Here is a 23,335-nt window from a genome sequence, read left to right as displayed (position 1 = left end):
GCTAGTGCATCTGCGAATGGATCAAAAACAGAGTGAACCCATGTATAACTATCACACTTTCGATATTGACAATGATCAGGATGGCAGCGTTGCCATACTAAGGACGCTAAGAGCAAAACTGCCGCGGGTGATGAGGGAGCAGTTAAATCTGAAAACACAAACCCGCGCTTACTTTTTATTAGCTATGTTAAGTGATGATGAATGTGTTCATCGATTTCGTGAGCAATTGCAAGAACAATACAAAGCTCCGCCTTCCTCTACAACTTCACTAGAACAGGCTTTGTCATTAATCACCCAATTACAAGAAAGCCCATGTAATCACTTGGCTCCTTTCAAGTATCGCTTGCCCAACTTCTTAGGCGAGTATCCCATTCACAGTAGGGAAATTAACAGTAAGATTAAACAATTTAATCAACTTATTGAGGCATATCATGCTGATGATTTTGCCAAAGAATTAGATGCATCTGCATTAAATAAAGCCTATCAAGACGTCTTACTAGCCTTAAAAGATCATTATATGGGGTGTAATATTAATAGCTTATGGCAAGTGCTAAAAGCTATGAGCGCTTGGTCAACAGCTCCTATAGAAACGTTTTTATCAAACTATCCTTGCCTGTTATCACCAATGGGGCACACAGATAATCCAGCTCAAGTGGAATCAATATCGCTTTCAAAAAAACCGGTTGATCCGATTGGCCAATCTCTTTTTACAAACAAGAAAACAGAGACACAACCCTTTACATCAACCTTTGATTATCAGATCAATGAAGCTGGACGCATTGCGGATAAAAGTGTTTATTTGTCAATTCATGGATTTGCTTTAAAACCAGGTGGTCATGCAGATGCATTGGCCAAGAAAATTCCTGATTTCTTACCGTGGGTACAATGGCAATCTAACATTCGACGTCAATTATCTCAACTCATTAATCTACCACTTAATGATGAGTTTTTTGACTGGCTACAAACTGTATTACAACGCTTTGGGGTAGAGTTTATCACCTTAAAATCATCTTCGTATGAGTGTTATGTCAGTCCTTTTCTCAATCATAAGACCATCTTAAATTCACTAAATGAAGAAATGGTACTTCGCATTTTACAAGAGCAATGTGAGCAAGCAGACATAACCATTGGGGCAGAACACTTATCCATAATTGGTCGTTATTTAATGCGATTCTTACAGCGATTTCAATTTAATCGAGGAGAAGCTTTAGGAATTGGCGCCAATTGGGGCGGAGTTGTTAGTGACTCTAACGAAGCTGGAGTTGATGCATTTCGATTTAATGATCCTGAGTGGGCTTCTCATTTCAGAAATTTAAGTCTTCATAGACAAGGCCCCTCTGAAGCTCGTATGAACGCAGCGATTGGAATTAAATATGAGCTTCAGGCACTTCTATCAAGTTTTGAGTATATGACTCAACTACAACCTTCCGAATACTCCAATACACTTTACAATGCTTTGATAGATAATCTGATTACGGGTCTTTTCCCCGAGCCACCTTATTTTGAAAATTCGGCGTACACCAAGTATCGTCGCCATTATGTAGTGAATGATACAGACGAAGGAATGCAACAAATTGATTCTTTTTATCAACCTGATCCTCAAGGTACCTATTTTAAAACGAATAAAGGCGACTACAAACAGACTCCTATGTTCCGGCAAGCAGGTTCATTGGTCGTAGAGGCATTTCCCAGGGATACGGGGTCTGGCGATTGCTCGCAATCGCTTTCTGTGGCTAATCCTTTGTGGCCCCTACAATTGCAATATGCGCAATCCTCTTCTACAGGAATGCGCGGGCACCTGGTTTATAATCCCATTGGGCCAGATGAATTTATACCGGATGCTTTTTATGGCCAGGTAATACGTGAAGCGGAAGATTTTTTTGTACCATTCATCGGGGTGGTCCCCAAAAACTTTGACAAACATTTTAAGCAGGTAGAGCTTTGTGCTTCATTTGTTATTCGCATGTTACATTCATCGCGTTTAATGACTTATTGTCCTGCATTTAGTGCCTATTATTTTGCAGTTGCAACCCGATTTTTACCACCTATAGATAAAGCGACTCCGCCATTGCCTGACCATATTAATGTTGAAATAAATCGTAAATGGCAAAAACTTGATAAGATCTTACATGATCCGCAGCGAACCGCAGAAGTCTGTCATAAGGCATTCTTTTCCTTATTTAAAGAGCTTGTCTACAGTTTATATCCCTTAACTCAAGAAGATGCAGATTTGCACTATTATTTTGCCGAGTTAACAAGCTCACCTGATGTATTCGCACCTCAAAATCGTACCACTTGTGATCGTTTGCTTCGCGAGCTTACTACGCTAAAACCCTTACAAAATGTAATGGGGCTACAACACTATGAAGATATTTTAAGTTATCTAAGTCAATTAACTGATTTTTTCTATCCTACTCCAAGTGATGAAACGGCAAAAGCAATAGCGCAACAAGCTCGATTACATGTCAAACCCTTATTGGAATTACAAGAGGTCAAAGAATATTTTGTGGATCTAAGTAAAAATCCAGCAGCGAATATTTCACCCAAAGTGTCACCGGGATTAATGTATGATGCTTTAAAATATCAAGCGCCATCTCCAGCAATAAGTCAAGATTTTTATAGTCGACGTCATGCAACTAATTTTCATTCTGGTTATCGTGATTTGGATGGAAATCAAATTGTTAGACCTTCAACACGTGAAGCCTTGCTAGATATAATGGTCAAAACCGGTGGGGCTTTATTGCCTCTAATCCGTCGCGATAAGACTTTCTTTAGTCTGATCACCCAACCTTTCGCCCAGGCTTATATTGCCGGTTATCAAAAATACAGTACTCAAGAGCGCTACAGATTATTAAAGGCAATCGGTTCTGGCATTGGTGGTTTTGTTTATGGAACGGGTTTAGGTGCTAGTCATGCGTTAAGTTCAATACCCAGGACTCTTTATAATAGTTTGTTTTCTTCAGTCATACAGCAACAAAAAGCAGATCATAGCTTGGCTATTTCTTCTGCACCGGGCAATGAGCCTGGGTTGCGTGTTCAAGCGATTATGGATATTCGTGATCATTTATTGCAGCTCATGGCAACAGCGAATGGTCATAGTGCATCAAAGGAGGAGTTAATTAAGCGGTTACTGACTTATGTGAAAAAGATACACCCGTCGTTATTTTCTGGACGAGTCACAAAAGAAAGTCACTATAAACAAATTTTATTAAATGTATTTCCATTAGAAGCTTTCGAATGGCGACAATTATTCGATCCAGTGATTGATACTGGGAGTAATAAAGTCTTAGAGCGCATTATCAATAAGCATGTCTTGCAAATTGATAATGTTTTAATTTATGCACTTTATGAATGCTTAACTACACCTAATTTTGGGCAAGATACTCGTGAAAAGATTAAAACAATAATTGACAAACACAAATTAAAAGATCCGCAAGATAAGGCCTTAATTGCTTTGGCTGTTTACTACGCTCATAATCCTGATGCTAAAATAAAAGATATTGCTCAGTACCGTTTTAATGGTCCGGCACTTGCCAAACTAAAAGAAAAAGAGCAAGGCTTGCGTAAGATACAAACATGGATAAATAACGCTCTTGATATTCAATGGGGATTAGAAACTCTATTTTCTAGTTTTATGGAGCAATATCAAATCATGCTGAATCAACTCACACTAGGTGATATTGTTGCAGAACTCCCTGATAATATGAAAGAGGTATTCCAGGAGCTCTTATCCCGACCTGGAAGTGAGAAACAGATTCTCAACCAATATGAATTGAGTGAGTCACATAAAGCATTCCTTTTACAATGCGCTCTCTGTTATCAGTCAATCGTGTCTAAAGAAGTGAGAGAAAGTATTTTAGAACAGACGCGTATTCATGAAACCCATGATTCGTCTTTAAGTATCAAAGCGCGTGAACATTTAAAATTAACTCAGTTTGTACAACGCGAATGGCATCATCATCTCTTACCTATAGAAAATGTGCAGTCCATTATTAATGAGATCAAAAAACAGATAGAGCTCTCTGAGCACCCTGTTATTGATGAGCTGTCCCACTTATACCAAGCAGTATTACAAGCTCCCAAGAGTACGCAGGTATTTGATGCATTTTATGAAGCTGCTATGAAAATACAAAAGGATCATGGTATAGAAAGCCCTCTACATGAATGGGTGAATGTCACTATGAATGTCTTAGTCAATCAACTTTTAGATGAGATTACATGGGACAATGAGAAGCAATTAACGAATCCTTTAAGCGACTCGCAGGCTGTAGTGGCATGGTTAAACCACCTCATGAATTATAAGCATGGAATACGCTCTTTACTCGTTCAACAAGTTGAGCAATCTCAATCTTATGATCAAGCTGCATGGCGTTGCCAACATATTTTACATACGTTGGAAGAGTCACAACCTGATAAGGAATACATTCGCGGCACCGGAATGCAAAAATTATTGCGGGTGATCTGTCAAAACAGCAATACAATAACTACAACAGGTGAGCAAAAAGCAAAAGAAGTACCCATCAGCGTGCTTTGTAAACACTCTATTACAATGCAGCATGCTTTGGGTCGCGTTAGAGAGAAAATCCCCGATGCTGATTTTGTGAGACCTATTGAGGTAACATTGAAAGGTTTTAGAAATTGAGTTTGTTGGGTCTAAATGACCCAACCTACATTTCATACCGACACAAATTTTACATTAATTAAATTCGGCTTTGATATCATGGAGTTCAGAATTAATGTCGTTTTTATCGAATTTCGTAAAAATTCCTAGAGTGCTAAGAACAGACTTTTGCTGAATTTCTTGCTCATTTTTAGTAATTTCTTCTGCATGCTCTTTTACATAATTCTGCAAATATTGTTGAGATTCTCTTTGAAAAAACTGCTTTAGATCTGATTTTACTTCTTGAGGAGCGTTTTTAAGTTCCGATTGGGAATACAGATATAGATCCGAGTTTAATTGTCTAATTGCATTTTTAAGTTTGGCGACTTGTTCTTCTTCGATATCTTGTGGCAAACCATTAAGAACATGTTCTGCATATTGAATTGTTGCTTTATACATAGGGATATTAGTATAAGTAAGAGGTATGGTATTTGTTACAGAATTACAAATCTCTGTTGCGTTAATTAAATCTTTAATTCCAAATTTCATGTGTTTTCTCTTGTTAAATATTAAGGCTGACATAAAGATACTTAATAGGTAAAAGCATTTTTATGTGTTTTTTAAAAACAGGAGCATTATAATAGATTAAAATTAAGACATTATTAACAATATTTACATAGGTTGGGATCGGGAGTTAGAGAAATGCTAAAAGATCTAGGCTCTATTGGAGGGAAAGCGTATACCAAGAACCAAATACTCTTAAGCGAGTTAACAGAGTGATAAATGGATGGATAACTATCATGCTATTTCAGGCAATCAACTCAATCCATCCGTTCATCAAGATTCAGCTTATCTCTTGAACAGCTGTTGACTGGATTGTGTTTCTTCATCAAGGAGATGATCGGGAGCATTTTGTTTTATTGCTTCTCGTTTTTTATGGAGCTCAAGAACGACTTCATCGAAATTGTTTAATAGGGTGCGTGCAGGAGAAATGCCTGCTAATTTTAATGGGTTTCGTGTAAAAGGATCCGGTCTGCTGTTCTTATATAATTCCAAGAGCGTGCTTAAATTATAATATCTTTCATCATACATCACAGGAATATCCTCGAAGTAATCAAGTGTGATTGGATCCTTAAAATCTTCAAATAATAATTCTTCTTCATTAGTTAAGTTAAGCTGATTGATACGAACAGCTATTGTTTCAAGCTTACTCGTTTGACAATGTTCAATGTAGTTTTGGGTGAAGGGCTGATAATAATCCTCTGTGTTTTCGGATTTAGGGGAGGGGGAAGATGGTCGGCTATATGACAGCTGATTCAAAATCCGTGCTGATTGCTCAGAATGTTGCCTCGCTTGGTTACCTAAATTGTGATGCCTATATCCTTGACTGGGTTGAGGTAAAATTGTACCAGCGCAGATGATTCGTGCCGTTGTACCTCGATTTTTGATTGATCTAATGACTTCCTCACTAGGTTGCTGCGTAAAAGTTACATCCCCTCCACCATAGAGGGTTAATTCTAAATCGCTTGCCACAGCCCCCTCAAAAGTCAAAGTTCCATTACCCTCTTTGAGAATTTTGCATCCAGTGCCTACATTTCCTATTATTCTTAGACTGCCATTTCCACGAATAGCTAAGTTGACATTGTGTCCCACTGCTCCAGTGACAGTTGTTAACCCGCTACCCTCGCGAATGAAATCACAGTTGTCAGGGATTATTTCTAGATCAATAGGGCCGGGATTTTCGTGGACAATTGTTGGTCTATTAGATCGTCTCAATCCTAACAATTTTGCCAAAGATATCATGGTAATTCCTTATAAAATCAGGGATTTTAATATATGCACCAGGAAAGAATCAATTTTATCCGATTATAATATTTGACAGTCTTTTTTATCCACGATAGCATAACTACCAATAGATGGCGCGGGGTGTCGTAAAAGCGGCTGAGAAATACCCGTTGAACTTGATCTGGTTCATACCAGCGTAAGAACGCCTGATGTCTGAAAAGCATTTTTTTGACTCTTGAGTTAACCAAGTTTGAGCTTGCTCGCTCAAAGATGTATTTGCTTCAGACTAAAACGTTTCAGTTTTTCTTACCGCAACTATTCCTTGCCATCTTGTAATTCTCACTATTGAACACAAGGAGCCAAGGTATGAATGCCTTATCTACACGAACAACGTTGCTACTTAATTGGTATGCAAACCCTTACCACACCCCGATTTTCATTGCCCATGCTTTAGGATACTACCAACAAGAAGGCATAAAGCTTGCTATTTTGGAGCCTAGTGATCCTAGTGATGTTACTGAGATTGTTGGCATGGGCCATGTGGATTTTGGCGTTAAGGCGATGATCCATACTTTGGCTGCGCGTGCGAAAGGTTATTCTGTAACTTCAATTGGTACCTTGCTGGATGAACCCCCTACAGGACTGATTGCACTGAAGTCCAGTGGCATTAATTCATTTCAAGATATTGTTGGTAAGCGAGTGGGTTATATTGGTGAGTTTGGCAAAATTATTATTGATAATTTAGCAAACTTAGCAGGTATTGATGCTTCGAGTTATGAAACAGTACGTATTGGAATGAATGTAACTGATGCGATTTGTCGCGACCTTATAGATACCGGTATTGGTTTTATTAATTTTCAGCGGGTTGAATTAGAGCATTTACGTGGTGAAACTGTATTTTTACGTTTGGATCAACTTGCTGGATTAGGTTGTTGCTGTTTTTGTTCCATTCAGTTTATTGTCCCAGAGCGTATGTTAGCGCAACCTGATCTGATGCAAGGATTTCTCAAAGCCACCCAACGCGGCGCTGCGTTTACTACAGAAAATCCAGATGAGGCTTATGAGCTTTTATGTCGAGCAAAACCACAATTAAGAACCCCAATGTATCATACTATTTTTATTCGTAGTTTACCCTTTTTCTCGCGAACACTTTTAAATGTAGATCGTGATTGGAATAAAGTAGGGCGGTTTGGTAAGCACTTAGGGATTATTGATGAATCTTTTAATATCCATTCTTGTTATTCCAATGAATGGTTACCTAAAATGCCTCATTCTGATTTAGAACCTATTGCTTGTTGTGCAAGTGAATAAAATCAAAATAAAAAATGTTGTTGTTGTCGGTGCTGGAATTATGGGATGTCTGCTCGCTTTACGTTTGCATAATGAGGGTTGGCAGGTGACTGTATTTGAATCAGGAGTTTCATTCAATAATTGCAGTAACGCGGCAGCAGGACTTTTAGCGCCTATGTCAGAACTTGATAAGGCAGAGCAAGTGATCTTTAATTTAGGAGTGGAGTCTGTTGAAAAATTATGGATGCCCATCCTTCATCAATTAGGCGAGCCTATTTATTTTCGTCGCCAAGGCTCTCTTATTCTTCATCATCCACAAGACAAGGCAGAATGGCAACAATTCAGTGCTCGAATTGTCAATAAGTTGAGTAACTCATGTTATGAATTGCTCAATCATCATGCCTTAAAAGACATTGAGCCTGAATTGCAGCAATTTCAAACGGCCTATTATTTTCCACAAGAAGGGCAGCTTGATAATCAGAGTTTATTATCCTTATTGAAAAAACATCTTTGCCAGGTAGGTGTCTTATGGCGAGAAGGGGTTTTTGTTTCATCAGTGTATCCGGGAAGAATAGAAATAGATGGGCAAAGCCTTGTTTTCGATTTTGTTTTTGATTGTCGCGGATTAGGTGCGAAAAAAACCTTTTCTGATTTACGTGGACTACGCGGGGAACTCATTTGGTTACATGCACCTGGAGTTAATTTGCAACGACCTCTAAGGCTTTTACATCCGCGTTACAGCATTTATATTGTACCACGTCCCGATTCTTATTATCTTGTTGGCGCAAGTGAATTAGAAACAGAAGATTTAAGTTCGATTTCAGTACACACTACTCTTGAATTATTAACTGCTGCTTATTATGTGCATCGAGGCTTTGCTGAGGCACGAATCATTAAAACGGTAACCCATTGTCGTCCAACTTTAATTCATCACCAACCCCGTATTAAATATGCAAAACAGTTTATTGCGGTTAATGGGCTTTATCGTCATGGATATTTAATCGCGCCGGCATTAGTAGAAGAGGTGCTACGTGGACTCAAAAGCAATCAGGAAAAGGTTTATTATCCAGAACTATGGGAGGCTTATACATGATTATTTATATTAATGATCAACCCTTATCTTTAGATTTTTCGTGTACGTTACAAGAGATACTTGAGCAAAAAAATAAGAGTGCGGCACATGTTGCGATTGCTATAAATAATCAATTTATTCCTAAATCTATGTTTACCAGGACGATTGTACAAGACGGTGATCGTATTGATTTGATTACCCCAATGCAAGGTGGATAGATCATGTGGAAGTTAGCTGATAAAACAATTACGAGTCGTCTGCTTTTAGGGACTGCTGCTTACCCATCACTTGAGGTGATGACTCATGCAATCCATGCTTCCAAAACAAATATAATCACTATTTCCATGAAGCGTCAGATGCCTTATGGTCAAGGAGGCGATTTATTTTGGAAAACCATCCAATCGTTACCTTGTCATTTACTTCCCAATACTGCAGGTTGCCGTGATGCACAAACTGCGATTACTACTGCGGAAATGGCACGAGAGCTCTTTCAAACTTCGTGGATTAAATTAGAGGTAATCGGAGATGATTACAGTTTACAGCCTGATCCGTTTGAATTAGTGCATGCTGCCACAGAATTAGTAAAACGGGGATTTGAAGTATTTCCTTATTGTACTGATGATTTGATATTGTGTCAGCGGTTAATTGATTGTGGTTGTCGTATTTTGATGCCATGGGCTGCGCCTATTGGCTCTGGAAAAGGTCTATTGAATCCCTACTCATTGGAAACTTTACGGCAACGGTTACCTGATATTACGCTTATCGTCGATGCCGGAATTGGAAAACCCTCACATGCAACCCATATTTTAGAGTTAGGTTTTGACGCAGTTTTACTCAACAGTGCAGTTGCTTTGGCAATCCATCCAGTGACTATGGCAGAAGCGTTTGCCCATGCGGTTATTGCCGGTCGTAATGCATTTGAAGCAGGGATTATGGCTGAGCGAATGGCAGCTCAATCATGTACTCCTTTAATTGATACGCCATTTTGGCATAGAGAGTTGTCCTAATGCAAATAGTGTGGGCAGATACAGAAATAGAAGCAGATTTATACACTTTTCAAGACTTTGGGGTTGACGTGCAACGGCCCCAATTTTATGTTGAACGTATGCCTGCAGCCATAAAAGTAGGTTTTCAAATCTCTTTGGAAGACATTTATTTTACAAAGCAACATTCGATTCCTGTTGTTTTAGATGCGTATTTTTTGCTACAAAAAGTATATTACAAAAAAAGTGACTTAATTCCCTGGTTTTCTTTAGCTAATCTTTCAGTATTGGATACCCATGAGGCAGAACTCATTTTAGGTTATAAGATTGCCTCTCATCAGTCTATGCAAAAAGCGGCTCACGAATTATTAAGTTTGGGCAACCAAAGTATTCTGCTATTAGGCGAACATTTAACTGAAGCTTGGTGCCATGATTATTGGACTAATGGAGTTACTTCATTTTGGTTGACTCAAAGTCGTATTCCTCATACAACGCACTCCGAAAATCGCTCAATCCTTTCAGCAGCCATCACTGCATCTTTGGCTCTGGGGTATTCGTTAAAAGATGCACTCATTATCGCAAAAATGTATACCCATCAGACTATGCGCCGGACGCAAACTGGTTTTGATTTTGGGGGATTTCCTGAAGATGAAATCGATTTACCTTATCTTACGTCAACGCCATTATATGAAGCACCACAACCCTTTAAGCGTTGTCATCGCTTGGGTCTTTATCCTGTTGTGGATAGTTTTGCTTGGGTTGAATTATTGTTGAGTGTGGGCGTGAAAACCATTCAATTGCGAATAAAAGAACGAGCAGAAACTTTAGAAAAAGAAATTCAGCGAAGTATTGCTTTGGCTAAAAAACATCGTGCTACTTTATATATTAATGATTATTGGGAGTTGGCATTAAAATTCAAGGCCGATGGAGTGCATTTGGGACAATCTGATTTAGATGCTGCTGATGTTGATGCAATTAGAAAACGGGGATTACTACTGGGAGTAAGTACTCATTGCTATTATGAGGTGGCAAAAGCACATGCAATTAACCCTTCCTATATTGCTATTGGGCCAATTTATCCAACTACCAGCAAAGCAATGCCTTTCTTGGCACAGGGAATTGAACGTTTAAAACGTTGGCAACGTACTTTAAATTATCCTTTGGTTGCAATTGGAGGGATAAACATTGAGCGCATGTCCGATGTGGTTACAACAGGTGTCCAGGGAGTGGCTCTTATTTCTGCAATTACAAAAGCGCAAGATCCACGCAGAGCTACGGAACAACTTTTAAGGTATATTAAAATGTAAGTAGTCATCGCTGGCATGGATTGTTTCTTCACCACGATAGGCATTGTTGTGAGGATAAATAAGCAACTGCCTCGAATTCTTAATTATAAGCAGTTGCTAAGATTTTTTATACGCAATAATGCTTCCTGAGGGAAGAATTATATTATTTATTGTTTAAAAGATAATTATTTCTTTCTGACTTCTGTTCTTCAGCATTTGTTTTAGAAGAAGGGCTTGATGATGAGGAAGAGAAAAATAACCAATTCAAACCTGCACGAATATTATCACGAACATGAAACCCCGTTAGGCTATGTGAAGAATGGGTTGGTTTTTCATTTTCTAATGCATTTTTATTTTGATTTTTGTCATAGAACGCAACAGGTTTTTCACTATAAATTGCTTCGATGTGAGAACCTGCTTTTTCTAAAGAGCGCATAAAGCGAATTGAATTATGGTACTCCCTCACACCCATAGGTTGTACTGTATGAATATCTTCCTTGTGAATGACTGTATTAGGCTGCAACGTAAAATATTTATTATCTGAATGTGCATTTAATACATATGGACCAACAAGTTCTTGCTCTGAAGCCCTAACATCTGATAAGCGCGTTATAGGTAGTCTGAGTCGAACAATAAGTGTCATACTGTTATGGCCATGTTGATTGACAATATCCACGGCTTCTTTATAGGTCACACCAACCTGATAAAAACCATTATTTGCATTCACAATAAACTTCCTTATATTCTCTAAGTTCTCTTCTTGTTCTTTAGGATCAAGAGAAAGATGAACTCGGGCATTGCTTAGTCCGGGTATACTAGAAGGAACGAATGGTACTGGGATAAAAACATCAACATCACCAGAACGATATTCATTTAGAGCATTGGAAAAGTTTGTATTCGCTTGTTCATTTTTATCTGGGGATGAAGTGAATGGAGATTGAGAAAAATGTTCATTTAATTTTTCATCAAATTCATGAATTTTGTTTTGCTTATAAAGTTCAAAATATAATTGAAGTTTTGCTTCACTATTTATTTGCTCCCAGGTGTTTTGTAGTATTTTGAACTCTTCATCAGATTTACCAGGGTTTTTATCAGGGTGAGTGTTTAAAGCTTTTTTAATATAGGCTTTTTTTACCATGGTAAAATTATCAGTAGGTGCTATTCCTAATATCCCATAAATATTTTGCTGATTTTGTTCGTTTTTCATTTTTATGTTTTCTCCAATCGTTATTAAAGCAGCGATTTCTTTTGGAGCAGTTGACAATGATCACTTACCTACATTATGTACGTAAAATATGAGATATAGGGCAATGAATTGTAATAGGCTCTAAAAGTCTTTGAGTTATTTTAGTGAATAGATATGATTGAACTCTTAAGAGCAATGGAGTATTTAAACTAACCCATTCCTATTTGGAATTGGATGTTGATTTTAGTAAGATCTATGTTTTTGCTTTACAGGACTTTTTTAAATTTAAAAATTGATCTTTTATTTTGTTCTCTGATTTTCTTACTCTTGTTAAACTATTTACCCTACGTTAAGAGGAACTAAAATGTCTTTTTTACCTGAGTTAAAACGATATACTCAGCAAATTAAATTAGAAGAAATAGGTGTTCTTGGACAAGAAAAACTGCAAAATGCAAGAGTATTGTGCGTAGGTGCTGGAGGAATAGGAGTTACTTTACTGACTTATCTTACTGGCGCAGGAGTTGGGACTATAGGGATTATCGATGATGATCTTATTGAGGAAGGTAATCTGCATCGCCAAATTCTTTATCAAGAAAAGGATATTTGCAAGGCAAAAGCTGTTGTTGCAGAAACGAAATTACAGGAGTTAAATTCAAATATTAAGATACATTCTTATGCGTTTCGTTTAACCGCAGATAATGCTGAAGAAATTATTGCTCAATACGATCTTGTCGCCGACTGTTCTGATAATTTTTATACGCGCTATCTAGTTCACGATATTTGCTATCGTCTCGTAAAGCCTTACGTTTATGCAAGTGCTTATCAGTTTCAAGGGCATTGTTCTCTATTTTATGGAAAAAAAAATCCATGTTTACATTGTTTATTTCCAGTTGTTCCTGATACGGGTGCAAATTGTCAAAATGGGGGTGTTTTGGGTACTCTTCCTGGACTATTAGGTATTTTGCAAGCAACAGAAATAATTAAATGGATTACTGCTAGTGGGGTTTCACTACTAAATCGATTATTTTGTATCGACTTTCTAACCATGGATATAAAAAATATTCAGCTCACTAAAAATGAAGAGTGTCCGTTTTGTGTGTATGGTCAGACTCTAAATGAACGTGACTTTGGATTATGTATTGAATCGAATCATGAGCATGCCGTCTCAGGAGAGGCTTTATCCAATTTTTTAGAAGCAAATCCAGGGATATTATTGCTGGATGTCCGAACAGCAGAGGAGCACAGCGATAAAAATTTAGGAGGGAAATTAATTCCTTTGGCTCAGTTGTCTATGCGTCTGAATGAACTTAATCCTTTAGACCCTATTCTTATTTATTGCCAGTCTGGTCGAAGAAGTCAGCAAGCAGTAATGTTATTAAAAGAAGCGGGGTTTCGTACAGTTTATCATTTGGCTAATGGAATCAATTCATTATCAAGATGAGGGGAAGTAAAAGATGAAGTTATATTTATTCGGGCTTGTTATATAGTTTTCATTGATGAAAATTATCCGTCTTAAAGTCTGGTATTTTTACACCATTATAATTAATAAAAGTCATCATTCCAGTCGCTTCATGATAGAGCATATGGCAGTGAAACATCCAATTTCCAGGATTATCTGTATCAAATTGTATTTTGACTGTAGAATGAGGCAACACCAAAACAGTATCGCGCATGGGTCCATTTTTAAGTGCTTTACCATCAATTTCTGTAACTTCAAAAAAATGACCATGTAGATGCATTGGATGGGGCATCTCAGTTTTATTGATTAAAACTATTTCCGTTCTTTTATTTTTATCAACACTTAAGGGAGTAATATTAGGCCAGGCTTGATTATTCATTTTCCAAACATAATTCATCATATCACCTTCTAAAGTGACAGTTAGTGTCTGTATTGGTTGTTTTACAGGAAGAGGAGACAAGGCGTGGCTTTTGAATTCTTGCTCGTTATTAAGTCCACCAGCACTTGTAGCTGCTTTTTCGCTCACTGATATTTTGGGGGCTCCTGGAGTAGCCAAGATTAATCCCGTTTGCATTTGTGTTCCGGCTCCTTGAGCCAAAATAGGATATACTCCCTCACCGTGAGGGATCTTAATGAGAATATCAATACGCTGTCCTGTGGCAAGCTGAAATTGATTCCCGGAGATTTCTTTAATAGGTTGTCCATCAACAGCGATTGCTTTGCCTTTAAGTTTTCCTAGATTGATAAAAAAATTAGTCATTGCTGCACCGTCAATAATACGGAGACGAATCACCTTCCCACTATGAACTGGGAGTATTTCTGGATTGGAAAGACTATGATAATTTGTTAAAAAAGCATCATAAGTTACATCATTTAAATCAGGCTTTGACGTTTCGGACTTATTTTTTTTCATCGTCATCGCATTCATCTCGGATTTTTGATCTTCCATCTTTTTTAAAGATGCAGTTCCTTGATGTTTTAATTCATATAAGATGGCTTCAGGTTTTTTATAGCTAAAGTCGCTGAGAAATAAAATCACATCATGTTCATTATTTTTTTCATGCGGTTCATAAATGATAAATGGAGCAGAAAGAAAGCGCTGAACTTGTAAGTCAAAATGAGAATGCATCCAATAAGTTCCTGATTGATTTAATTTAAAACGATAGTGATATTCTCCTTGAGGTGGGATTGGTAGTTGTGTTACATAGGGTACACCATCTTCCGAGTTAGGCAGAATTAATCCATGCCAATGAACGACGGTGGGATGGTTGGTGGTATTTTTAACTACTGCATCAAAGTATTGTCCTTTTACTCCTTTATAACCCCATGTGCCATCGGGTTGTTCAATTTTAAATACTTCAGTTTTTTTTCCATGAATAACAAGAGGAATTTTTTTTATAATAAGAAGGGTTGAGTGCTTTGAACTATCAAAATTTTTTTCGGCTAATGTATACCCCGATACAGGGTAACTCAGCATAGATAATAGAAGAACAAGCATCAGATTGTTCATTTATATCCCTTTTTAAACGGTTATTGAAAATTATAGCTTAGAAAACAGGAGGTAATATTATGAAAAACTGTTTTAATTTCCACTTTGATTCATTTACCTTAAGAGCAATTCGCTATATGATGTCACGCGATTGTCAATCGTAGATTAAAGGAGATAGTATGAGTTTTTTTATTAGCGATGCTATGGCTGCAGCGGGGGCTACATCAGCACCTCAAGCAGATGGAACTTTTTCACTCATTATGATCGCCGCTATTTTTGTGTTGTTTTACTTTATGCTCATTAGACCGCAAAACAAAAGAGCAAAAGAGCATCGTGATTTAATAAGTAAGTTAAAAAAAGGTGATGAAATTATCACTTCAGGGGGAATACTAGCTAAAGTAGTTAGTTTAGATGAGCAATACATCAAAATCAGTCTTGCAGAAGGTGTGGAGATTAATTTACAAAGAGGCGCGGTGAGTGCTGTATTGCCAAAAGGTACTTTAAAATCTCTTTAAAAAGTCATAGGTACACGGAAAATGCAAAATAAATATCCTTTATGGAAAAACCTGATGCTGATTGTGATTGCGGTCGTTGGGTTAGTTTACGCCATACCTAATTTGTATACAGAGAATCCTGTAGTACAAATTTCATCTGAAACACCAGTAGATTATGATGAATTAAAAAATCAGGTAGAAAATATCTTAAATAAGGATAAGCTGCACTACACATCCCTTGTTGTTCAAAACGAAGGTGTTGAGGTGGTTTTTTCCTCTACTGATGCTCAATTATTAGCTCGTGACACTATTAAAAATGCTTTAGGTTCTCAGTACACAGTAGCTTTAAATTTAGCACCTTCTACTCCAAGTTGGTTGGATGCTATTCATGCTGCCCCAATGAAGCAAGGCCTGGATCTTAGAGGAGGAGTGCACTTTTTACTAGAAGTTGATGTGGAAAGTGTGATTAGCCGCCGCTATGAAGGAATCATGAAAAACATCAGTCAGGAGTTACGCGAGCTTGGTATTCGTTATACAGGCATACGTTTTGTACCTGATAAAGGTGTTGATTTACGTTTCCGCGATGCTGAATCTAGGGATAATGCTTTTGTAGGTTTAAAAGAAAAAATACCTGAGCTTATTTTTGTAAAAAGTAAAACAAATAATGGAATTATGGCATCAGTTTCTCCTACTGAGTTAAATACTATGCGTCAAAATACTATTGAACAAACAATGAGTATTTTACGTAATAGGGTGAATGAGTTAGGCGTTGGTGAAGCAGTAGTACAACAACAAGGGGCGACTCGTGTTGCTGTGGATTTGCCAGGAATTCAGGATGCAGCGCGTGCTAAGCAAATTCTTGGAGGCACTGCAACGCTGCAATTTTATTTAGTAGATCAAGATAATGATCCACAAATTGCCAAACAAACTGGGGTTGTTCCGGTCAATGATAAATTGTTGATGATGGATGGATATCCTATTTTATTAAAGAGACAAGTAGTTCTTAGTGGTGATTCAATCACTTCGGCAGTTTCTAGCTATGATCAACAAACGGCAACTCCAGCAGTACAAATACAACTTGGCGGGGGTGGTGAAAGTTTGTTTACTAAAGTTACTCGTGAAAACATTGGTAAACGTATGGCCATTGTGTATGTTGAAACTAAAAATAACATACAAACCGTAAATGGAGTTGAAAAAAGGATTACCCACCGTGAGGAGCGTGTTATTAGCGCCCCAGTAATTCAAAATGCTTTGGGTAATAACTTCCAAATTACAGGACTTGCTGATTCTAAAGAAGCAAGCAATTTGGCTTTACTGTTAAGAGCAGGGGCTTTACCAGCAGCAATTTATCCTATAGAAGAGCGTACTGTAGGCCCGACTTTAGGAAAAGAAAATATTCGCAGAGGCATCATTTCTCTGGAAGTAGGTATGGGCTTAATTTTAATTTTGATGTTGTTCTATTACCGATTTTTTGGGTTCATTGCGGATATTGCTTTATTACTTAATCTGGTGTTGCTATGTGCCTTATTATCTGTAATTGATGCAACCCTTACTCTTCCAGGTATTGCTGGAATTGTATTAACGGTAGGTATGGCTGTAGATGCGAATGTGCTGATTTATGAACGTATCCGTGAGGAATTACGACATGGTTTGTCACCGCAAGCAGCAATTTATGCTGGATATGAACGTGCTTTTGCAACCATTCTTGATGCGAACATAACTACCTTAATTGTGGCAATTATTCTTTTTGCAGTGGGTACGGGGCCTGTGCGTGGATTTGCGGTAACTCTTTCATTGGGATTATTAACTTCCATGCTCACAGGTATTACTTATACCCGTGGAATTGTAAATTGGTATTATGGTGGTAGAACCGTAAAAAAACTATCTATAGGTATTTAAAGACGAGGCTCAGATGGAATTTTTTAATCCAAATTCAAACGTGGACTTTATGGGGGCTCGTCGTTGGACGGCGATATTCTCTATATTGATTTTTGTTCTTTCTATTGGTGCTTTGACCATTCATGGTTTGAAATGGGGACTGGATTTTACGGGTGGAACTCAAATTGAAGTTTCTTATTCTTCTACTGCTGATTTGCCCGCAATTCGAGAAAACCTGGCTAAAGCAGGATTTAAAGAAGCACAAGTTGTAAGCTATGGTACGTCTAAAGATGTATTAATTAGTATTGCTCCACGAGAAGATAAAGAACAAGCACGTTTGGTCGATCAAGTGATGACTGCTTTGCCTGGAGCAAGCAAACAACGAGTTGAGTTTGTTGGTCCACAAGTAGGGCAAGAATTAGCAACTAAAGGTGCATTAGCGGTTGTTGTTTCATTATTAGCGACAATGATATACATTGCGATGCGGTTTGAGTATAGGCTTGCGGTGAGTTCTGCTGTTGCATTGGTACATGATCCTGTTTTGATATTAGGTATTTTTGCTTTTTTTGGTGTCGAGTTTGATCTAAAAGCATTAGCAGGATTATTAGCAGTAATTGGATATTCATTAAATGATACGATTGTAGTTTTTGATAGGGTACGCGAAAATTTCGTTAAAATTCGCCGTGCTACTTCTATTGAAGTTATGAATATCTCGATTAACCAAACATTATCACGAACCATTATGACCTCTACATTGACCCTGTTTGTCGTTCTTGCTTTATTTATTTATGGCGGAGAGGCGATACATGGATTTTCTTTAGCATTGATAATCGGTATTCTTATTGGTACTTATTCTTCCATTTATGTGGCAGGGGCTTTGGCGGTAGCTATGGGGCTCGATAGAAAAGATTTTCTACCAAACCAACGTAAGGAAGTCGATAACCGACCTTAACTGTATAGCTTATTAACCTTAAGTTTACTTGACCCTTTAAAGGACCTATGTAATCTTTCAAAGAGTCTATGTAATCTTTTAAAGGATCTACGTACCGCGGCTTGTCCGCGGTATCCCAACAGAATAGCACGAAACAAACTTTATACTGGATGTCTTTTCTTCACTTGCGATTTTAAATTGCGCGCCTTATACGTAATGGGGGCTAGGCGTGGATGAGCGCTTGTTGTAGCGAGGTGCCTTGCTTCACTCTTAAGGATTGGTTGCTCTGAACGTAGAAATCTATCTTCATCTGTAGGTCGTAGCACCAGTTGAGGATGGCGATAATGAAATTCATTTCAGACTAAAAGACAGTTAAATCATTTAGAGCATAGTTCTGTTTCAAATGATTTAACTGTCTTTTTATTTTAAATTAGAGACAAGCCTTCCAGTTCATCAGGCTCGGTGATTATGGGCTCTTTACTGTTTGATTGCTTTATTTCTATGCCCTCTTTATTTGGGTTATAAAGTACTATTTGTTTGTTGAGTTCCTCGAGCACTTCAGGAGGGATTTGCATCGGGGTATCTTGCAGCTCTTCACCTTCAATTCGTATTTCACCTTCTTCGGTAATTTCAAGAGTTTTTTTGGTGCACCCAGAGGGTAATGCATTTTCGGGAACAAGTTGAATAGGAATTCCAGCGATGATTGTAGCGTTATCTACAATACGTATCCCATCTATAACTGCAAATTGCGGTGCCTTACTGTAGTAACGACCAATCAAAGAACAAACAGACCACAGTAGATTATAAGCAAGATCAAAAGGAAGTCCCACTCCTATGCCTACTCCTTGTCCCAAATATCCTGCTGCTTTCCCCATAATATGAGCCAGGCTGATTGTACAAAAAGAAGTAAGAAGTTTAGTCGCAATGACGGGCGCAAAAAGAGCAACTCCAGTGGTTCCTGCTGGACTGAAGACTAACAAAGTACTTCCAACTAGGGCTGTTAATTGTACACGCGGGCTGATTGCTGAAGTGGAGTTACTTACACCTTCTGCCAATACAACGCCAACAGTTGCTCCAACATAAGAAAAAGCTGTTCCGAATAAAGGTTGGGTGAGTGAGATAATCGGGAAACTCGCAGATGGATCTTTTGTTTCTTTTTTAGGGCTCATTTCTTTTAAAAACACCGAGAATTGTTCCCATTCTTTTTCAGTAAAGGGAGCTATTCCTTTTTTCTGTAAGGTCACATTAGAATGATCAAAAGCACTAGGGGTTTTAATAAGTCGTTCAGCTGTTAAATAGCATGTTTCTTTGTCTTCATCATCTAAGAAATTTTCAGAGCTTACTCCTAAATTGTCTTCGATGATTCGATATAAGACGGAATTTCTTTTTGAACTACTAATTTGAGATTGCACATAAAGACAGGCTGCAATCAGGAATCGTGCCGCGATAACATAAACTTGACGTTGTTGCGGTGTTTTAATTTCTTCTTCATTTAATAAATGGACTTTAAGAATCGCATTCACTTTTTCTAAAAAAGAAACCTGTTTGTTTCTATTGATAACATCAGTGCCACCAAAAAAAACAGGTGTGCCGATTAGTGAAGGTTTTGCGTTGAGATTAACCTGCTTTTCAGTTTCGTAAACTTTGCGTAGGTTATCGAATTTGGCAAGATTTCCTGGTGCAAGAATAAAGTGCATAATGTTCCCCGTCCTTTTGGTCAAGTACGTAATGTACATGTTGTTCCATTAACTATTTATCTTACTTCTAAATTGTATAAATGCAATGTTATTTGATTATTTTTTACTAAATTGTCGTAATAAATTGAAGGTTTTTAGTTTATTTAGAGATTAACTTATTGAAATGATGCTTTTTTTTTAGATTGTGTTACTTTTAATTTATTGACTATAGTATTGTTCATCAGACTAAGTTTTTATAGAGAAGGTAAATGAATTGATAAATAGCACGCAAAAAGTAAGCCTCACTGCAAGGCTTAAAGACTTGTTTAAACTTCTTCGCATATCGCATTGGACTAAAGGTGCATTTGTGATGCTTGGATTTTGTTATACACCCATTCCGGGATATTTTATTCCCGCAGTGCTAGCCACTTTAGCGTTTTGTCTTATTTCTAGTGCTGTTTATATTTATAATGATATTGAAGATCGAACGGAAGATAGCTTACACCCTCATAAACGACATAGACCATTAGCAAGCGCGAAAATTACAGTTTCTGAGGCAATTTTTATGCTGTTTTTGCTTTTACTCGCGGGGCTTACTTTAGGTTGGTTAATTTCTACGAAATTAGCCATTATTCTTTGTATTTATTTGGTAATAAATATAGCGTATAACCATCTTTTTAAGTTAATTCCAGTTATTGATGTGCTTTGTATCGCTGCGGGATTCATGTTGCGGGTTTTAGCTGGTACGGCAGGTATCGGTTTAACTATCTCTGTTTGGCTCATTGTTGCAGCGACATTAGTGAGTCTTTTTATTGCCTTAAATAAACGCAGAATGGAAATGCAATTAGGCCTAAAACATACCACACGTAAGGTATTGAAGAAATATAATCCTTTAATGCTTCATTGGTTAATAATTGCTATAGGTGTTGCTAGTTTTCTTACTTATGTTTTTTATATTATTTATGCAAGAGATCAATCGTTTTATTTTATGTTGACTGTGCCTTTTGCAGCGATCGCGTTATGGCGCTTTGCTTTGCTTGCAATGCAAGATATTGAAAATGACGATCCTGTAATTGTTTTTTTACATGATCGATTATCACGAATCAATCTTTGGTGCTTTATTATTTTAACTTTTATGGCATTAGCGCAATGAAATCGGAATTACGCTGGTATGATTGTATTTTCATTTTATTATTTCTCTATTTATTGATTTTACAAATACAGGCGATTTGGCCCTTCACTATTGATGATATGTACATCTCGTTGCGTTATGCGAGACATTGGGCAGCTGGCACAGGTTTATTGTGGAACGTGGATGCTCCTCCAGTAGAAGGTTATTCAAATTTTCTTTTTGTTGTTCTTGGGGCTTTAACACTCCTTTTAAAAGGGAATCCAATTATTGTTTTAAAAATAGCAGGGTTAATAGGACTTTGTTTTACCTGCTATTTTATTTACTTAATAAGTCGATTTTGGTTTTCTCAACGAAAATCACTCTTACCTTGTCTGGGCTTATTATTTTACAAAGGGCAAATTATCTGGGCGCTCAGTGGTTTGGAAACAACAGTTTACCAAGCACTTATTTGTGGTTCTGTATATTTTTGCTTCAGAGGTATGGGATATCAATTATTTCCTGATTCTCGCGGTAAATCAGAAAATAGATATTTTGTTTTCGCAGGAGTATTTCTTGCGTTAGCAGGAATGGCTCGACCCGAAGCTCCCGCTTTAATGATCTTATTTTTTATTTTGCTTTGCTGGGATAGACCTCAAAAAGAAATAAAACATTATTGGCAAGGGGTGTTTCTTTTTTTTTAACTTTAGTTCTATTTTATGGTCCTTACTTTTTATGGCGACTTACCTATTTTGGATTTCTTTTCCCTAATTCAGTGTACTGTAAAGGATTGTCTAATGTTTTTAGTTTGGCCTTAGATAGAAACTACTTAAAATTGATATGGCCATTTGCTCTTCTTGCTTTACCCGCTTGTAATAAGTCTGAAGGGAAGCGACATTATTTTTTATGGTTGCCTAGTATTTTTTATTTAATAATGTTGGTAAATTCAGATCCTATAGTTGCTTTTGATAACCGTCTTTTCTTACCTGCATTTGCGCTACTTCTTCCTTTAGCATCACAAGGAATTAGCATTTTATTATACGTTTTTTGGCAAAAAAGAGACTTTGCTTTTAATATGCTTTTTTATTTAGTTTATTTTACAATAGTGCTTTTTTTTATACCGAGAATGAGCTTGGTAGATTATCGTTATTTCTCTCAAAATCCTATTCGAGGAGAGCAATTACGTATACAGGTAGTAGATTGGTTAAATAGTCATATTCCTAATGGGGCTTCAGTCGTTTTAGCCGATTGTGGTTTGATACCTTATTTGAGTCATTTAAATTTTATTGATTCATATTGCTTAAATAACTTATCAATGGCACATTACCCTGAAAAACGGAGGTATGAACTATTTTGCAACAATATTTTGCATAAAAAGCCAGCAGTCATTATTTTGACTTCATTAATTGAGCAAGGGAAAGTAATATATACCCCTAGCGATGTTTGCTTAAAAAAATTGTTACATAAGCAAAATAATTATACATTAAGCCAAATTTATATGGCCAATAACCCTGATTCAATTTATCGTTATGAAATATATACAAACTCTGCTGATATTTTGCCGATTAGACAATAAATTATTTATTAGAGTTTTCCATTATAAAAAGCAATTTTTTGGTGTTATAAAGATCAACCTAATGTACTATCTCTTGATCACAAATGAGTTCAGAAGGATTATTATATGATCGAAATTGTGAAAATTTTTTTGAAGAGGCTGTATCTAAAATCACCCGTTCTTCTGAATGATCTTCTCGCAATTCCTCTCGCTTGGTATGCTGCATATTGGTTACGATATAATCTACAGCCTTTTCCAGAACGGCTTACGTCCACACATTCTTTTTGTGCGTTGGCATTGTTAACAGTCATTCAATTGACTTGTTATTTCTATTTTAAAACATATCGCGGTTTATGGCGTTTTTTTTCATTGAATGATGTCATTCGAATATTAAAAGCATCTTTGACAGCTACGACAATAGCAATTCCTGTCTTATATTTAACTTCAATTCTTCATGAGCTTCCTCGTTCAATATTTCCTTTATATTGCGTTATTTTAACGGTTTTTCTTTGCGGTACCAGGTTGTTAAGGAGAATTTATTGG

General features: G+C 37.2%; 18 protein-coding genes, 1 pseudogene and 1 riboswitch. Of the genes and pseudogenes, 14 read left to right on the top strand and 5 right to left on the bottom strand.

Annotated elements, in window-relative coordinates:
- Positions 1-40 precede the first annotated feature (40 nt).
- A complete protein-coding gene (locus tag Lsan_RS16205; RefSeq protein ID WP_237762170.1) occupies positions 41-4,642 on the top strand; it encodes a hypothetical protein in 4,602 nt (1,533 codons plus the stop codon).
- 54 nt (positions 4,643-4,696) lie between these two features.
- Here Lsan_RS16205 and Lsan_RS16200 read toward each other — a convergent pair whose 3' ends face one another.
- Together Lsan_RS16200 and Lsan_RS23150 are read right to left on the bottom strand one after the other, a co-directional pair.
- Complete coding sequence (locus Lsan_RS16200; RefSeq protein WP_058515166.1) at positions 4,697-5,149, bottom strand: hypothetical protein; 453 nt, start codon at positions 5,147-5,149, stop codon at positions 4,697-4,699.
- A gap of 300 nt (positions 5,150-5,449) precedes the next feature.
- Complete coding sequence (locus Lsan_RS23150) at positions 5,450-6,403, bottom strand: RING finger protein (RefSeq protein ID WP_237762169.1); 954 nt, start codon at positions 6,401-6,403, stop codon at positions 5,450-5,452.
- 109 nt (positions 6,404-6,512) lie between these two features.
- Positions 6,513-6,605, top strand: a riboswitch (TPP riboswitch).
- 146 nt (positions 6,606-6,751) lie between these two features.
- Between Lsan_RS23150 and Lsan_RS16185 the strand changes: the two genes are divergently transcribed.
- From Lsan_RS16185 to thiE, 5 genes are read left to right on the top strand one after another with little or no spacing between them, the layout of a single operon-like run.
- Positions 6,752-7,696: an ABC transporter substrate-binding protein gene (locus tag Lsan_RS16185; protein WP_058515164.1), complete on the top strand. Its 945-nt coding sequence runs from the start codon at positions 6,752-6,754 to the stop codon at positions 7,694-7,696.
- 7 nt (positions 7,697-7,703) lie between these two features.
- Positions 7,704-8,768, top strand: coding sequence for an FAD-dependent oxidoreductase (locus Lsan_RS16180; RefSeq protein ID WP_058515366.1), 1,065 nt, complete (start codon positions 7,704-7,706; stop codon positions 8,766-8,768).
- Entirely contained in the window at positions 8,765-8,965 is a 201-nt protein-coding gene (thiS, locus tag Lsan_RS16175; RefSeq protein ID WP_058515163.1) for a sulfur carrier protein ThiS, read from the top strand. Before Lsan_RS16180 ends, thiS begins: the two co-directional genes overlap by 4 nt.
- A gap of 3 nt (positions 8,966-8,968) precedes the next feature.
- Entirely contained in the window at positions 8,969-9,754 is a 786-nt protein-coding gene (locus Lsan_RS16170) for a thiazole synthase (RefSeq protein ID WP_058515162.1), read from the top strand.
- Positions 9,754-11,037: a thiamine phosphate synthase gene (gene thiE / locus Lsan_RS16165; RefSeq protein ID WP_058515161.1), complete on the top strand. Its 1,284-nt coding sequence runs from the start codon at positions 9,754-9,756 to the stop codon at positions 11,035-11,037. The genes Lsan_RS16170 and thiE overlap by 1 nt, the downstream gene beginning before the upstream one ends.
- Before the next feature lie 142 nt (positions 11,038-11,179).
- Here thiE and Lsan_RS16160 read toward each other — a convergent pair whose 3' ends face one another.
- Complete coding sequence (locus Lsan_RS16160) at positions 11,180-12,223, bottom strand: DnaJ domain-containing protein (RefSeq protein WP_058515365.1); 1,044 nt, start codon at positions 12,221-12,223, stop codon at positions 11,180-11,182.
- A gap of 343 nt (positions 12,224-12,566) precedes the next feature.
- Between Lsan_RS16160 and Lsan_RS16155 the strand changes: the two genes are divergently transcribed.
- Positions 12,567-13,643 carry a HesA/MoeB/ThiF family protein gene (locus tag Lsan_RS16155; RefSeq protein ID WP_058515160.1) on the top strand — a complete coding sequence of 359 codons (1,077 nt, stop codon included), beginning with the start codon at positions 12,567-12,569 and terminating at the stop codon, positions 13,641-13,643.
- 49 nt (positions 13,644-13,692) lie between these two features.
- Here the strand turns inward: Lsan_RS16155 and Lsan_RS16150 are convergent, their stop codons facing one another.
- The gene (locus Lsan_RS16150; RefSeq protein ID WP_058515159.1) at positions 13,693-15,171 is read right to left on the bottom strand and encodes a multicopper oxidase family protein; all 1,479 of its coding nucleotides are present in this window, start codon (positions 15,169-15,171) and stop codon (positions 13,693-13,695) included.
- A 158-nt stretch (positions 15,172-15,329) separates the two neighbouring features.
- Here Lsan_RS16150 and yajC point away from each other — a divergent pair, with 158 nt between their 5' ends.
- Genes yajC through secF form a run of 3 tightly spaced genes read left to right on the top strand, consistent with a single transcriptional unit; the run spans position 15,330 to position 18,474 of the window.
- The gene (gene yajC / locus Lsan_RS16145) at positions 15,330-15,665 is read left to right on the top strand and encodes a preprotein translocase subunit YajC (protein WP_058515158.1); all 336 of its coding nucleotides are present in this window, start codon (positions 15,330-15,332) and stop codon (positions 15,663-15,665) included.
- A 21-nt stretch (positions 15,666-15,686) separates the two neighbouring features.
- Positions 15,687-17,543: a protein translocase subunit SecD gene (gene secD / locus Lsan_RS16140; protein ID WP_058515157.1), complete on the top strand. Its 1,857-nt coding sequence runs from the start codon at positions 15,687-15,689 to the stop codon at positions 17,541-17,543.
- 13 nt (positions 17,544-17,556) lie between these two features.
- Positions 17,557-18,474, top strand: a complete 918-nt coding sequence (secF, locus tag Lsan_RS16135; RefSeq protein ID WP_058515156.1) for a protein translocase subunit SecF — start codon at positions 17,557-17,559, stop codon at positions 18,472-18,474.
- A gap of 404 nt (positions 18,475-18,878) precedes the next feature.
- Here secF and Lsan_RS16130 read toward each other — a convergent pair whose 3' ends face one another.
- The gene (locus Lsan_RS16130) at positions 18,879-20,150 is read right to left on the bottom strand and encodes a hypothetical protein (RefSeq protein WP_058515155.1); all 1,272 of its coding nucleotides are present in this window, start codon (positions 20,148-20,150) and stop codon (positions 18,879-18,881) included.
- A gap of 253 nt (positions 20,151-20,403) precedes the next feature.
- Here Lsan_RS16130 and Lsan_RS16125 point away from each other — a divergent pair, with 253 nt between their 5' ends.
- From Lsan_RS16125 to Lsan_RS23135, 4 genes and pseudogenes are all read left to right on the top strand, one after another.
- A complete protein-coding gene (locus tag Lsan_RS16125; protein ID WP_058515154.1) occupies positions 20,404-21,282 on the top strand; it encodes a decaprenyl-phosphate phosphoribosyltransferase in 879 nt (292 codons plus the stop codon).
- A complete protein-coding gene (locus Lsan_RS23145; RefSeq protein ID WP_237762168.1) occupies positions 21,279-21,941 on the top strand; it encodes a glycosyltransferase family 39 protein in 663 nt (220 codons plus the stop codon). Before Lsan_RS16125 ends, Lsan_RS23145 begins: the two co-directional genes overlap by 4 nt.
- On the top strand, positions 21,914-22,813 hold the full coding sequence (locus Lsan_RS23140) for a hypothetical protein (RefSeq protein WP_237762167.1): 900 nt from the start codon (positions 21,914-21,916) through the stop codon (positions 22,811-22,813). The genes Lsan_RS23145 and Lsan_RS23140 overlap by 28 nt, the downstream gene beginning before the upstream one ends.
- A 105-nt stretch (positions 22,814-22,918) precedes the next feature.
- Positions 22,919-23,335 (top strand): annotated as a pseudogene (locus Lsan_RS23135) (polysaccharide biosynthesis protein); the annotation flags it as partial.

This window comes from Legionella santicrucis, from assembly GCF_001468135.1.
Taxonomy (GTDB): Bacteria; Pseudomonadota; Gammaproteobacteria; order Legionellales; family Legionellaceae; genus Legionella; species Legionella santicrucis.
This window is presented reverse-complemented; position numbering and strand designations above follow the sequence as displayed.

Coding starts and splice junctions, on each gene's coding strand:
- Lsan_RS16205 (WP_237762170.1), top strand. CDS start 41: ATGTATAACTATCACACTTTCGATATTGACAATGATCAGGATGGCAGC.
- Lsan_RS16200 (WP_058515166.1), bottom strand. CDS start 5,149: ATGAAATTTGGAATTAAAGATTTAATTAACGCAACAGAGATTTGTAAT.
- Lsan_RS23150 (WP_237762169.1), bottom strand. CDS start 6,403: ATGATATCTTTGGCAAAATTGTTAGGATTGAGACGATCTAATAGACCA.
- Lsan_RS16185 (WP_058515164.1), top strand. CDS start 6,752: ATGAATGCCTTATCTACACGAACAACGTTGCTACTTAATTGGTATGCA.
- thiS (WP_058515163.1), top strand. CDS start 8,765: ATGATTATTTATATTAATGATCAACCCTTATCTTTAGATTTTTCGTGT.
- Lsan_RS16170 (WP_058515162.1), top strand. CDS start 8,969: ATGTGGAAGTTAGCTGATAAAACAATTACGAGTCGTCTGCTTTTAGGG.
- thiE (WP_058515161.1), top strand. CDS start 9,754: ATGCAAATAGTGTGGGCAGATACAGAAATAGAAGCAGATTTATACACT.
- Lsan_RS16160 (WP_058515365.1), bottom strand. CDS start 12,223: ATGAAAAACGAACAAAATCAGCAAAATATTTATGGGATATTAGGAATA.
- Lsan_RS16155 (WP_058515160.1), top strand. CDS start 12,567: ATGTCTTTTTTACCTGAGTTAAAACGATATACTCAGCAAATTAAATTA.
- Lsan_RS16150 (WP_058515159.1), bottom strand. CDS start 15,171: ATGAACAATCTGATGCTTGTTCTTCTATTATCTATGCTGAGTTACCCT.
- yajC (WP_058515158.1), top strand. CDS start 15,330: ATGAGTTTTTTTATTAGCGATGCTATGGCTGCAGCGGGGGCTACATCA.
- secD (WP_058515157.1), top strand. CDS start 15,687: ATGCAAAATAAATATCCTTTATGGAAAAACCTGATGCTGATTGTGATT.
- secF (WP_058515156.1), top strand. CDS start 17,557: ATGGAATTTTTTAATCCAAATTCAAACGTGGACTTTATGGGGGCTCGT.
- Lsan_RS16130 (WP_058515155.1), bottom strand. CDS start 20,150: ATGCACTTTATTCTTGCACCAGGAAATCTTGCCAAATTCGATAACCTA.
- Lsan_RS23145 (WP_237762168.1), top strand. CDS start 21,279: ATGAAATCGGAATTACGCTGGTATGATTGTATTTTCATTTTATTATTT.